Origin of the sequence: Robertkochia aurantiaca (genome assembly GCF_020166495.1) — a bacterium.
Taxonomy (GTDB): Bacteria; Bacteroidota; Bacteroidia; order Flavobacteriales; family Flavobacteriaceae; genus Robertkochia; species Robertkochia aurantiaca.
On sequence record NZ_JAINZS010000004.1, the window covers coordinates 262,533 to 275,826 of the forward strand.

At 46.1% G+C, this 13,294-nt stretch carries 9 protein-coding genes and 2 tRNA genes; 6 read left to right on the forward strand and 5 right to left on the reverse strand.

Annotation, left to right across the window (positions count from 1 at the left end; all coding sequences use genetic code 11):
• Positions 1-128 precede the first annotated feature (128 nt).
• The gene (locus K7R10_RS06955; protein WP_224483959.1) at positions 129-599 is read left to right on the forward strand and encodes an ankyrin repeat domain-containing protein; all 471 of its coding nucleotides are present in this window, start codon (positions 129-131) and stop codon (positions 597-599) included.
• Between the two features lie 69 nt (positions 600-668).
• On the opposite strand, the gene nagB is transcribed toward K7R10_RS06955, so the two are convergent.
• The 4 genes from nagB to sppA form a co-directional block, all read right to left on the reverse strand.
• Positions 669-2,606 carry a glucosamine-6-phosphate deaminase gene (nagB, locus tag K7R10_RS06960; protein ID WP_224483960.1) on the reverse strand — a complete coding sequence of 646 codons (1,938 nt, stop codon included), beginning with the start codon at positions 2,604-2,606 and terminating at the stop codon, positions 669-671.
• A 316-nt stretch (positions 2,607-2,922) separates the two neighbouring features.
• Complete coding sequence (locus K7R10_RS06965) at positions 2,923-5,526, reverse strand: AsmA family protein (RefSeq protein ID WP_224483961.1); 2,604 nt, start codon at positions 5,524-5,526, stop codon at positions 2,923-2,925.
• A gap of 103 nt (positions 5,527-5,629) precedes the next feature.
• Positions 5,630-6,349, reverse strand: coding sequence for a queuosine precursor transporter (locus tag K7R10_RS06970; protein ID WP_224483962.1), 720 nt, complete (start codon positions 6,347-6,349; stop codon positions 5,630-5,632).
• A gap of 3 nt (positions 6,350-6,352) precedes the next feature.
• Positions 6,353-8,116, reverse strand: coding sequence for a signal peptide peptidase SppA (sppA, locus tag K7R10_RS06975; protein ID WP_224483963.1), 1,764 nt, complete (start codon positions 8,114-8,116; stop codon positions 6,353-6,355).
• Positions 8,117-8,258: 142 nt separating this feature from the next.
• Here sppA and folK point away from each other — a divergent pair, with 142 nt between their 5' ends.
• Positions 8,259-9,398, forward strand: a complete 1,140-nt coding sequence (gene folK, locus K7R10_RS06980) for a 2-amino-4-hydroxy-6-hydroxymethyldihydropteridine diphosphokinase (RefSeq protein ID WP_224483964.1) — start codon at positions 8,259-8,261, stop codon at positions 9,396-9,398.
• Positions 9,399-9,535: 137 nt separating this feature from the next.
• Here the strand turns inward: folK and K7R10_RS06985 are convergent, their stop codons facing one another.
• Positions 9,536-10,066, reverse strand: a complete 531-nt coding sequence (locus K7R10_RS06985) for an RNA methyltransferase (protein ID WP_224483965.1) — start codon at positions 10,064-10,066, stop codon at positions 9,536-9,538.
• On the opposite strand from K7R10_RS06985, the gene K7R10_RS06990 reads away from it, so the two are divergent.
• The 4 genes from K7R10_RS06990 to K7R10_RS07005 all read left to right on the forward strand — a co-directional run bounded on the left by K7R10_RS06990 (position 10,065) and on the right by K7R10_RS07005 (position 13,201).
• Positions 10,065-10,334, forward strand: a complete 270-nt coding sequence (locus tag K7R10_RS06990; RefSeq protein ID WP_224483966.1) for a hypothetical protein — start codon at positions 10,065-10,067, stop codon at positions 10,332-10,334. The two genes, K7R10_RS06985 and K7R10_RS06990, sit on opposite strands and share 2 nt — an antisense overlap.
• Positions 10,297-12,876, forward strand: a complete 2,580-nt coding sequence (mutS, locus tag K7R10_RS06995; protein ID WP_255610467.1) for a DNA mismatch repair protein MutS — start codon at positions 10,297-10,299, stop codon at positions 12,874-12,876. Before K7R10_RS06990 ends, mutS begins: the two co-directional genes overlap by 38 nt.
• 117 nt (positions 12,877-12,993) lie before the next feature.
• Positions 12,994-13,066: transfer RNA gene (locus K7R10_RS07000), tRNA-Gly, on the forward strand.
• Positions 13,067-13,115: 49 nt separating this feature from the next.
• A tRNA-Leu gene (locus K7R10_RS07005) sits at positions 13,116-13,201 on the forward strand.
• Positions 13,202-13,294: the final 93 nt, after the last annotated feature.

The window sequence follows — 13,294 nt, forward strand, 5'->3', positions numbered from 1 at the left end:
CCATTCCCTATTTAAAAATCTGACTGTTTGACTTCGGAGCTTACTGCTATATTCCTGAAAAATTCTGACAAACTGTTTCAGAACGAGCGCTTATTTCGTAGTTTCGCTTCTCTATCTCACTATACACTATGACGTTACAAGATTTTTTCAATGCCATACGAGAAGGCAACGTATCTGACATCAAAAAGGCCCTTACCGAAAACCCTGAATGGGTTGATCAGAAAGACGACAGAGGTTCTACCCCATTGCTGCTCGCTTCCTACTACGGGCATCAGGAGGCAGTTGAAATGCTGTTGAACTTCAATCCGGATATAGATGCCAGAGACGCCTCGGGAAATACAGCCCTTATGGGAGTGTGTTTTAAAGGACATACAGGCATAGCCCGTTTATTGCTTGAGAAGGGAGCGAATCCAAACGCTCAGAACGGCAATCAGGCTACACCTCTGATATTTGCAGCAACCTTCGGGCGGGCAGAAATCATAGCCTTGTTAATGGAATACGGTGCAGATGCAGATATCAAAGACAATAAAGGATATACCGCCGCAGACCATGCCAGGATGCAGGGAAACGACAAGATCGTAACTCAGCTGCAGTCTTAAGTCAGCGATAAGGCAGAATATTTCCGCATAAAAAAAGGGGGCAGCCGCCCCCTTTTGTTGTATAATATCTTATTTGAAATGGTATCTTCTGAATGCCTCGATCGCTGCGTAATCGGCCAGCCCCAGCTTGTGATATTTGGTCGCTGTATCTTTGTTTCTTTCTTCTGCACGCACCCAGAATTCCCTGCTGTCATCTCCCTGAAACATCACTCCGTCTTTCTGTGACTGATGGAAGAAGATCGCTCTTCTTTTACGCAGCACCTGGTCAGGGCTCATGGGAACTGCCATTTCGATCTCATGCATATCCCATTCATGCCATGCACCACGGTACAGCCATACCCAACAGTCATCCATATAAGCCTTTTCCTTCAAACGTTCCAAAGCAAGGAACAAGGCATCCAGACAGGTCTTGTGTGTGCCGTGCGGATCTGCAAGGTCACCCGCCGCATAGATCTGGTGAGGTTTGACCTCTTCAATGAGGTTCATCATGATTTGGACATCCTCCTCCCCCAGAGGCTTTTTCTTTATGGCACCGGTTTCATAGAACGGTAATTTCAGGAAATGAGCCCTCGAATCGGGAATTCCGACATAACGGGTAGCTCCCAGTGATTCCTTCTGCCTGATCAGTCCTTTTAACCTGCGCACCACTTCTGCATCGGGAGCATATTCTTCATTCTGATTAATGCTTTCGATCACCTCTCTGAAGAGTTTATCTTCCGGATTCAGTTCGGCCGCCACTTCAGCGAATTTCATTGCCTCATGATTTGACACTGCGATATTTCCTGACGTCTGATAGGCTACATGCACCTCATGACCCTGTTCAACCAGGCGGTCGAATGTCCCGCCCATGGAGATCACATCATCATCAGGGTGCGGACTAAATATGATCACCCGTTTTCTGGCCGGTTCAGACCGCTCAGGTCTTTTGGTATCATCGGCCCCCGGTTTTCCGCCGGGCCATCCGGTAATGGTGTGTTGCAGAACATTGAACATTTTAATATTCAGGTCATAGGAAGACCCTTCTTTGGTAAGAAGGCTTTCCATTCCATTATCGTTATAATCCTTATCGGTAAGTCTGAGTATCGACTTTTCAGTATGCTCACATAACCAAACCACGGCTTTTCTCGTAAGAGAAGAAGTCCATTCACAGGGTCCAACCAACCACGGGGTCTTTATACGGGTGAGTTCTGATGCTGCCCCCGTATCGATAACGAAAGTTGTGTTCTCATGTTCCTGAAGATAGGTGGCCGGTACCTGAGAGGTGATCTCCCCTTCGACCGCTTCACGAACAACTTCTGCTTTATTTTTTCCCCACGCCAGCAATACGACCCTTTTCGCCTCCATCACGGTCTTGATTCCCATGGTGATGGCTTTTTTAGGCACATTTTCAAGCCCCAGGAAAGAAGCAGCAGCATCTGAACGGGTCAGATGATCAAGAGTGATCAGACGGGTTCTTGAATTATAATGAGAGCCGGGCTCATTAAAACCTATATGACCGGTTCTCCCGATCCCTAAAAGCTGAAAATCAAGTCCGCCGTAAGATTTGATCTTTTCTTCATAACCGATACAAAAATCCAGAATCTCATCGGTCTCCAGGTCACCCCGGGGAATATTTACATTTTCCGGCGGAATATCCACATGATCGAAAAGATATTCATGCATGAAATAATAGTAACTCTGACTGTTCGCCTTCCCCATAGGGTAATACTCATCAAGATTGAATGTCACAACGTTTTGAAAGCTCAATCCTTCTTCCTTGTGCAGTCTGATCAATTCTTCATAAACCTTGATCGGCGAAGAACCGGTAGCGAGACCCAATACGCAGACTTCCCCCTTGTCATTCTTCTTCCTGATCAAATCAGCTATTTCGGCGGCGACGATGGCCGAAGCTACATTCGAATCGTCATAAACCACATTGTGTATTTTTTCGAACCGCGTATTTTCATATATACCGGCCGGCTGGTAACTGATATCCTTGAGATTACAGAGTTGTTCTTCAGCGATCATAATGATTTCTATTTTGTCGGAACTGCGTTGATAGTTCTATATTACAGCACTAAAATAAAAAACATCCATTTAAAAACTGCAATTAAAAGCAAAATATTTCCCTATTCCTGCTGTTTTTTGCTGCAAATGTAAGTTTCTCACTAGTTTTCAATAGGGTTCGCATGCCCTCATCTAAAATTACAGGCTATCTGACACATTATCAAACGTTTAATGCAATAAGGCGGTTTCGGCAATATCGGCATCACTCTCCCGAAGTGCCCCCTACAAAAAAGCCCTCCTACAGCAGGAAGGCTTTATTAAACCATATACCGGCTTCTTATTTACGATTTACCGTATCTTTTTTCTTCTTTCCGAAAATACCTTTCAGGAGCTGCCCTGCTTTCTCTTCAATAACTTCACGGCTGGCCGGGCTTGAATCTTTCGGCTTGCTTACACTGTCGGTCGCAGTTGACCCCAGCAGCTTATCAAGTGCCCCTCCTACTGCATCTGTACCCTTTTTGGTAAGCTCATCCCTTTGCTTTTGAACCAAACGCGTAGTGAGCGTGCTAACAGCCTCATCCATATCGGTACTTACCGAAGGATTGGTATAACTTCCGGTGACTGATGCTGTAACCGGAACCGTCATATCGGCACCACCAACTTTTTGCAACAGACTCTGCACTTCCCCTCCGAGATATCTGGCAGGCACTTCAAATCGCAACTTGTAGTTCATACTCATATCAAAATTGTGCCCTCCTGATACATTGACCTGTATATCGTTAAAAGTAAAACTGAAAGGTCTTACTTCCACTTTTCCGTCAGAAAACTCCAGATAGGTTTCTATGGTGCGACCTTCAAGCTTCTTGAGATCAAAAAATGAAAGATTATTGCTAAGCTGGTTTACCAACGGCATGGATGTCGATTCCACCTCACGGGTGGTGATTCTCGCATCTGCATTCCCGTTCAGGGAGTTCAGCACGGGGGTCAGGTCTGTACCCAGGTTACCATTCAGCCGCAACTGCGAATTGAGCACACCCTGCAGAGCTTCAGCAAGGGGAACAAGTCTTTTAAGCAGGTCAACCTTTTCAAAAGAGGAGGCTATATCAAGCTCATTAAGCCCGAAGTTCATATCAAACTGCGGTTCATTTTCACGGGTATTTAAAGTTCCCTTGAGGCTTAAACGTCCGCCCAGGGCATTCGCACTGATATCGTCGAACTTCAGTTCCTGATCGGCAAGGCTTAACGCTACCCGCGCGTTCTTTAATTCGATATTATCATAGACCACCGTGGCTGCCTGACCTCTGAATCGCAGGTCGAGGTTAGCGGGCAATTTAAAAGCATCTTCTGTCTCGCCGGAGGCATCGGTATTGCTGCTGTCGACCGCCGTTTTAAAATCTGAGACCACAAGCTTCTGGGAATCCAGCTCGAAATCTCCCTTCATGACACCGCCATTCATAACAGCCTCCAGCACCTTATCCAGATTTCCTGAAAGCTTCATATCGCTTTGCCCTGTTTTAACCATGGTGTTTGACAGGCGTACTTTGTTATTATTCAAAGCCAGATTTGCTGTTTCAATCATCACAATTCCCGGCAGCATTTCAGTGGCATATCTTACATCCCTTGCATTCATTGATCCGGCAACCCTGACATTCTTATAGTTCTCCTGCTCTATGGAACGCTGATCGAAATTAGCGTCCATATCCACAGTTATAATTCCGTTAAGCTCCTCTTCCATCGGGAGGGGGTAAGCTTTTGAAAGACTACCCAGGTTGATACGACCTTTTGCTTTCAGGTCAACCAGCATATTCCCGGTGAGCCGGTCGATAAGTGCATGAGCTGCAAATCGATCCTGATCGATCCTGAACCTCAGGGTATCGATATGCATATACGTATCATCTGTATCACCTGTTTCATTGGCCAGGCTTCCGGTAAACTCAATGTCATCTACTGACTTGGGAAGGTCCGGATAATTGAAAGAGGCATTCTCGGCTACCATCCCTATCGAAAAAGCGGGAATTCGCTCATCGGTAGACATTCCGTTAATGCGACCGTTCACCTTAAAGTCACCACTGGTGGTCACTCCCTGAATGTTTCCTGAATACGCTTCAGGGATCAGTGCCAGAAAATTGCTGAAATCAGATGCCGGGGTACTGAAGCTCAGATCTACCATTTGCCCCTCATCCATCAGTTGCACATACCCATCGAAGATAAGCGGCAAGCGATTTACCAGAGCCTTATTTTCGAGGAAGCTGTATTTATTCTGTTCCAGATCGATCTCCAGCAGCGCTTCGAGGTCTACCGAATGATGATCGAGATAATTAACACTGTCATATGTAAAAGACACCTTCCCCCGGGTTTGGGTATTGAGGCGGGAAACCACCTGTGAAAGATCTCCCTGACCACTATGCTCGAGACTGTCGAGCAGTAAATAAATTCCTGTGCCGTAGTCTTCATAACTGATCTTCCCGTTTTCGATACGATACGAACGGAGGTCTATTCCGGCCGAACTGCCACCTGGTTCAGCAGGAGCTTCATTGCCACCTGCTTTATAGATGTCGTAATTTGCTTTTCCTGCAGAGTCGATCACTATTTTCATACGGGGTTGCTCCATCAAAAACTCATTCACTGAGATCTCACCTGAGTTATCCCAGAGCGTTCGTAATGGTAATGACATACTCAGCCGGCCAGCCCTGAATAGCGTATCTCCCTTAAAAGGTTCCTTGTTGATCACCTCCGGTTCGCTGAGTGTCAGCGCTACGTCAGGAAAACTTCTGAACAAGCTCAGATCAGCCGATTCGAAGTCAAATTCAGCATCTATCTGCTTGTTGATCTGTTTTTTTATTTGGTCGGCGATACGATCTCTGAACATATAAGGCAGTATCACGAGGGCAGCCAACAGGACCACAAGAATACCGGCGATTATTTTAATGATCTTTTTCATTGAAGTAAGGGCTTTAATTGTTTGGTGAAGGTATAAAACACCGTCATTGCTTTTTTAAAAAATACGGAATTTTAATACAACTTTAAAACCCTCTTCAAAGGTCTCAACCCTTGGTCATTGAAAAACTGATCTCTTCGTTTCGTTCAAGGGCAAAATACCTCCTGAAAAGAAAGACGAACAGATAAAGAAAGGGCGTATCGAATATGGCCACAAGTACCTTGAAAGCGAAGCCGCTTATCACCAGCCCGTAAAAAGCACTCCAGGGCAATACACCAAACAGACACAACAGCAATACTACTGTGAAGGTATCGACAAACTGTGAGGTGAATGTCGAGAAATTATTTCTCAGCCATAAATATTTGCCGTCTGTAATTCGTTTCCAGAAATGGTAAATGGAAATATCGATATACTGAGCGAAGAGATAGGCCATCATCGAAGCGAGAACAGCTACCGGTGAGAGGGCAAATACCTGGGTAAACACCCGGTCATCTACCGGTGAATCGGCAATAGCGGGAACCGCATTGGCCACCCAAATGATAAGCATGGAAAATAAAGAAGCAAATATTCCGGCCGTTACCACCTGATTCGCTCTTTTTTGTCCGTAGATCTCTGAGATCAGATCAGTAATCAGAAAGGTGATGGGATACGGGAGAATTCCTACCGAAATTTCAAAAAACCGGGCCCCGAAAAGCTCTGAATCTCCGAAAGGATACCAGTAGAAGAATTTCTGGAAGATCAGATTCGAAACCACCAGGGAGGTAATGAACAGTGCTGCCAGAAAAAGATATACCCGAAAGGCCTTTGACTCTTTGCTGCGATCCATTCTTTAGCGTATGTTGATTTCAAAAGGGAGACGGGCATAGACTCCTTTTTGTTCACCCCAGGTTTTGATATTTTGTAAAATTCCGAACAGCTCTTCCCCTATTTCCTGCTTTAACAACTCCTGCTTTGAGCGAAACAGACCTACGCCTGAGCGTCCTCTGAGTATTTCCTCTATACTGGTTTCATATACCGGATAATCAATGGTCTTGTAATCGCTTATCCCCGCCTGTTCAGCTGCGTATTTCACGGCATCATCAAGGCCTCCCAATTCGTCTACCAATCCTTTTTCAAGAGCCTGAACACCTGTCCACACTCTTCCCTGCGCCACCTCATCTACGGCTTCCACACTCATATTACGCCCTTCGGCTACCTTGTTGAGAAACTCCCGGTAATAATCTTCGATCTGTTCCCTGGCCAGTTCACGGAACTCTTCATCTGCCGGTTCAAAAAGGCTATAGGGTGTGGAGTGCCTGTTCGTATTTACCTGTTCAGCATTAATACCAATACGATCTGCGAGCTCATGCATATTGGGAATGGTGGCGAACACACCTATCGAACCGGTTACAGTCGAAGGCTCTGCAAAGATATAGTCGCCGGCAACGGCCATAAAGTATCCGCCTGAAGCAGCCATATCTCCCATGGAAATCACAACCGGTTTCACTTTTCTGGTCACCAGGATCTCTCTCCAGATCAGATCTGAGGTCAGAGCCAATCCGCCAGGACTATCTATTCTGAGCACGACTGCCTTGATTTTATCGTCTTCCCTGGCCTTTCTGAGTGCTTTGAACATTACGCCCTGACCTATATAGTCATCACTCCCCTCACCATATCCGATCTCTCCCTGCGCATAGATCACGGCTACGCGATTGCTGCCATATGCACCCCTGGTCTGAGCCACATGTTTCGCGTAATCCCGTATGGTGATCAGGTTGATATCTTCAGAGGTGGGTTCATCAAGTTTACGCGTGATGAGATCCCTGTATTCGTCGGTATAGAAAAGGGCATCTACGAAGCCGTTTTCAAGTGCCAGCCCGGGTGTTCTCGCACCCAGGGAATCTGCCAGCCGGTTTAAACGCTCCTTCGGAATATTCCTGTCTGCCGAAATGTCTGCCAAAAAGGTATCCCATAATGATTCGAGCAGTTCGGAGATCTGCTCCCTGTTCTCTTCGCTCATTTCATTGCTCAAAAAGGGCTCCACCGCACTTTTATATTTTCCGTGACGTATTACCTCCATCTTGACTCCCGACTTCTCCTGAAGCTCTTTATAGAATAGCACTTCTGAAGAAAGCCCTCTGAAATCCAGCTCGCCTGCAGGGTTAAGAAAAACAGAATCGGCTACTGAAGCCAGGTAATAATCTTTCTGAACCATCAGATCCCCATAGGCATATACCCATTTTCCCGACTCCTTAAATGTCGCTATGGCATCACGAATCGCCTTGGCACTGGCCGAACCTGCGGTAAGAAAGGAGTTATTGATACTTATTCCCCTGATGCGATCGTCGGTTCGCGCGTGATCTATGGCAGAAAGAATATTATTAAGTCCGTTATAATTTTCGTATTCCCATTGCAGGTCAGTGAACTTGAACTGTCCGCCATAATCCTTTATCGGCTCCTGGAAGGAAATTTCAAGAACCGAGTTGTTTTTTACGCGCACAACATCCTCTGAACTTCCGGCCAGACTGGCGATTATCAGAAAGAACATAAAAATAATACCGAGCGCTATAAGGGTCCCCATGACAGAGGCAAGCAGGTTTCTGAGAAACTTCATCGTGCAATTTTTTTGATTGGTCTACAAAAGGCAATAAATGTTACAACCGATCCGGCTGATGCCTGTTGTATGAGCCTAAACTTTTCAACAATACCCACAAAGATAAACTTTTGTCGTATTCTTTTTTTTACTTTGCCGATCTATGAAATCGAGCAAAAAAGCATATCTCTCATTAGGTAGTAATGTAGGCGATCGAATGGGGTATCTGACCAATGCCCTGGAGATGCTGGACGGCCATGCCGGTCAGGTCACAAAAACCTCTCCGGTCTACCAAACCCCGGCCATGGGTTTCGAAGGTGACGACTTTTACAACGCCTGTGCACTGTTAGAAACCACGCTGGAACCTCAGGAACTGCTGGAAATCATTTTGGCAACTGAACGTATTTTGGGAAGAGTAAGAAGCAGTGACGGGAAATACACGGCGCGCACCATCGACCTGGACATACTGTTCTATGAAGATGAGGTCATCGACGAATTTGACCTGAGGGTACCCCACCCCAGGGTACATGAAAGACGTTTTGTTCTGCAACCTCTTTTTGATCTGGCACCTCAACTGAAACATCCCGTTTCAGGGAAGTCAATCAAAGAGCTGTTAGAGAACTGCCCTGACACCTCAACGATAAAAAAGATCGATCAGGAGCTGGAAGTGGTCAAGAAAGACTTCTCAGGATTCAGCTTCATAGCTATTGAAGGAAATATAGGTGCCGGAAAGACCACCCTGGCTAAGAAAATTGCAGCCGATTACGACGGAAAGCTCATCCTGGAGCAATTTGCCGACAATCCGTTTCTGCCTAAATTCTACGAAAACAGGGAACGCTACGCCTTCCCGCTTGAAATGTCATTTCTGGCTGAAAGATACCAGCAGTTTACGACCGACACCTCGCAAAGAGACCTGTTCAAGAGTTTTATGGTGAGCGATTACGATATTTTTAAATCGTTGATATTTGCCAAGGTAACCCTGGCTGAAGAAGAGTTTAAGCTTTACCGAAGACTTTTCAACTTCATGTATAATGAGGTCGCCAAACCCGATGTATACGTTTACCTGCACCAGAATACCGAACGGCTGCTCGAAAATATCAGGAAAAGAGGAAGGGATTACGAGCAAAATATTCCGTCTGAATATCTGGATGCCATTAATAAGGGCTACCTGGAATTCATCAAAACGCATTCAAGCCTGAATTCGCTGATCATCGACGTCTCCGAGCTTGATTTCGTTCAAAAGCCTGAGGATTACCAGTACATCATCGACCAAATACACGAATTCGGGGTCAAGAGAAGATAATACAGTTTTTTTCAGCGAATTTTTGGTTTTTAAAATCAGGTTTTATTAATTAGTACCACACAAAACGAGCGAAACTAGCTAACTTTACTTAAATATTTTTCGAGGATCCGCACTTACGGATCCTTTTTTTTGTCCGGTCACTTCCTCATTTTCGATACCACATCCCAGACAAGCACTCCGGCACTAACCGAAATATTCAGCGAATGCTTGGTTCCATACTGCGGGATCTCTATCACCCGGTCAACAGCAGACACCACCTTTTGAGCCACTCCCTTCACCTCGTTACCCAACACGAAGGCATAGCGCTTTCCTTTCTCGGGAGAGAAGTTCTGCAATTCCTGTGCCCCTTCAGCCTGCTCAAGAGCTATGGTCTCCACATTTTCTTTCTTTAGCTGCTCTACCAGTTCCAGGGTATCTTCAAAGTACTCCCAGCTTACGCTTTCGGTGGCACCCAGCGCCGTCTTATGAATGTCTTTATGCGGCGGAGTGGCGGTGATCCCGCATAACCAGATCTTTTCGATCAGAAAAGCATCGGCGGTACGAAATACAGATCCGATATTGTTAAGACTCCTCACATTATCGAGTATGAGAATCACCGGCATCTTTTCAACCTCCCTGAACTCTGAGACGTTCAACCGATCCAATTCGCTGTTTTTTAATTTTCGCATGCCATTAACTTTTCAGCAAAAATATAATTTCTTAACGCGATATGCATCAGATGTTGATTTCACCTGGCGTAATCCGGGAGAGACTTTGGCCGGCGGCTGCGAAATATCAACAGTTTCTGTTTATAAACAACCTGACAAAAAATGTAAAAGCCAAACAAAAAATAATAGTTTTGAATATTCTATAAATCCTTTGAGTTTTGGCGGCAAAGAAAAAGAAAGCAACCCCTTTAATGAAGCAGTACAACACCATCAAGGCGAAATATCCTGATGCTCTTTTACTGTTTCGGGTAGGAGATTTTTACGAAACTTTTGGTGAAGATGCCGTTCGCACAGCCAAAATTCTTGGGATCGTTTTAACCCAGCGAAACAACGGAAGCGATCGAACCGAACTGGCCGGATTTCCTCACCATGCCCTGAACACTTACCTGCCTAAGCTCGTAAAGGCGGGTGAAAGGGTAGCCATCTGCGATCAGCTCGAAGACCCCAAACAAACCAAGACGATCGTTAAACGGGGTGTGACAGAGCTGGTAACTCCCGGGGTAGCATTGAACGACGACATCCTTCAGGCAGGCAGCAACAATTTTCTCTGTGCGGTACATTCGGGAAAAACCCTGATGGGGGTTTCATTTTTAGATGTTTCAACCGGTGAATTTCTGCTGGCGGAAGGTAAACCCTCATATATCGACAAGTTGCTGCAGAATTTCTCTCCCAGTGAAGTTCTGGTATCTAAGAAGCAGAAAATCAGCTTCCGGGAAACCTTTGGAAAACACTGGCATGACTTTCTCCTCGAAGACTGGATCTTCCAGGATGATTATGCCCGGGAAACCCTGAACACTCACTTTAAAACCAACACCCTGAAAGGCTTTGGCGTTGAAGACCTGAAGGAAGGGATCATCGCGGCAGGCGCTATCCTGCATTACCTTTCAGAAACACAGCATAAGCAACTCGACCATATCAACAAACTTCAGCGAATCGCAAGGGAAGATTACGTCTGGATGGACCGTTTCACCATGCGCAACCTTGAGCTTCATCACTCAAACGCTGCCAATGCGGTCACCCTCATCGATATAATCGATCACACACAGTCGCCCATGGGAAGCAGGCTGTTGAAACGCTGGTTGGCTCTTCCCCTGAAAAAGAGCGAAGAGATCATCGGGCGCCATGAAACGGTCGAACACCTGACCCGGGAGAAAGAACTGCTGCATGCCCTGCAGCAAAAGATCGGCTCGTTAAGCGACCTGGAGCGCCTGATATCAAAGGTGGCCACCGGTAAGATCAACCCGAGGGAAGTGGTACACCTCAAAGAATCCCTTTCTGTAATCACACCGATTCAGGAGCTTATCAACAAAAAGGGAAACGACCCCTTGAAGTCTCTTGCCACATCTCTGGATCCTTGTGAGGAGCTCACAGGTCGTATCAGCACCATGCTGAACGAAGAAGCTCCTGTAAACCTTTCCAAAGGATCGGTGATCGCCGAAGGCTACTCGGCTGAACTCGACGAATTGCGCAAGCTGGCATTTTCAGGAAAAGATTATCTCGACCAAATGCTGGAGCGGGAAATGGAAAATACCGGGATCTCATCGCTTAAAATTTCCAGCAACAATGTTTTTGGGTATTATATCGAGGTGCGAAACACCCACAAAGACAAGGTTCCTGCTCATTGGATCAGAAAACAAACCCTGGTAAATGCAGAACGCTATATCACTGAAGAACTGAAGGAATATGAATCGAAGATCCTCGGAGCCGAAGAGAAAATAGCCGTTCTGGAACAACAGTTGTTTACCCAGCTTGTGGTATGGATGAATGACCACATACCCGCTGTACAGAAAAACGCAGGCTTGCTGGCGCAGCTTGACTGCCTCTGCGGTTTTGCCAACCTGGCTGTGCAAAATGATTACCGCCGTCCGCAGATAGACGATTCGACAGACCTGGAGATCGTACAGGGGCGTCATCCCGTGATCGAAAAGCAACTCCCCCCGGGAGAAGCCTATATAGCGAATGACGTATGCCTGGATCGCGAATCGCAACAGATCATCATGATCACAGGACCGAACATGAGTGGTAAGTCTGCCATCCTGAGACAAACCGCACTGATCGTTCTTTTGGCCCAGATGGGTAGTTTTGTTCCTGCCGAATCAGCCCGTATCGGGATAGTCGATAAGATTTTTACCCGGGTGGGTGCCAGCGACAATATCTCGATGGGTGAATCGACCTTTATGGTGGAGATGAATGAAACAGCAAGCATTCTGAACAATCTTTCTGAGCGAAGCCTGATCCTGCTCGATGAGATCGGCCGTGGTACGAGCACCTATGACGGGATCTCTATCGCATGGGCCATCACCGAATACCTGCATGAGCACCCTTCGAAAGCAAAAACGCTTTTCGCCACGCATTATCACGAGCTCAACGAGATGTGCGACAGTTTTGAACGTATTAAAAACTACAATGTTTCTGTAAAGGAACTGAAAGACAAAGTGCTTTTTCTGCGGAAACTGGTTCCCGGCGGAAGCGAACACAGTTTTGGTATCCATGTGGCCCGAATGGCCGGGATGCCTCAGCAGGTGATCACACGTGCCAATAAAATGCTGAAGAAGCTCGAAAAATCCCATTCGGGGGAAGAGATTGCCGGAAGCCTGAAAGAAGCGGCTGATGAAGAAATGCAACTGAGTTTCTTCAACTTAGATGACCCTTTGCTTGAGGAGATCAGAGACGAAATTCTGCATACAGACATCAATACCCTGACCCCGGTGGAGGCCCTTATGAAACTCAACGAGATCAAGCGGATGCTGGTGAAAAAAAAGCAGGCATAAAAAAGCATGCTTTTTAAAAAAATACTTTGCATTTTACAGAAATGTTTTAAATTTGCACCTGCTATCACGGCAAGAGTTCGAGAGAACGAACCGAATAGCACCGTTCATATAAACCATGCGAAAATAGCTCAGTTGGTAGAGCGCAACCTTGCCAAGGTTGAGGTCGCGGGTTCGAATCCCGTTTTTCGCTCTAATACGCAGGCCCCTGCTTGCGTATTTTTTTTACCAGTGCGAGAGCAGCTCGAGTGGTGGAATTGGTAGACACGTTGGACTTAAAATCCAATGAACAGCAATGTTCGTGCGGGTTCAAGTCCCGCCTCGAGTACAGATGCATAAAAAGCCGGAACGCAAGTTCCGGCTTTTGTGTTTTCAGACGGCCGTCAAAAACTCGTTTTTGTAAGGACAGATGAAAACACAA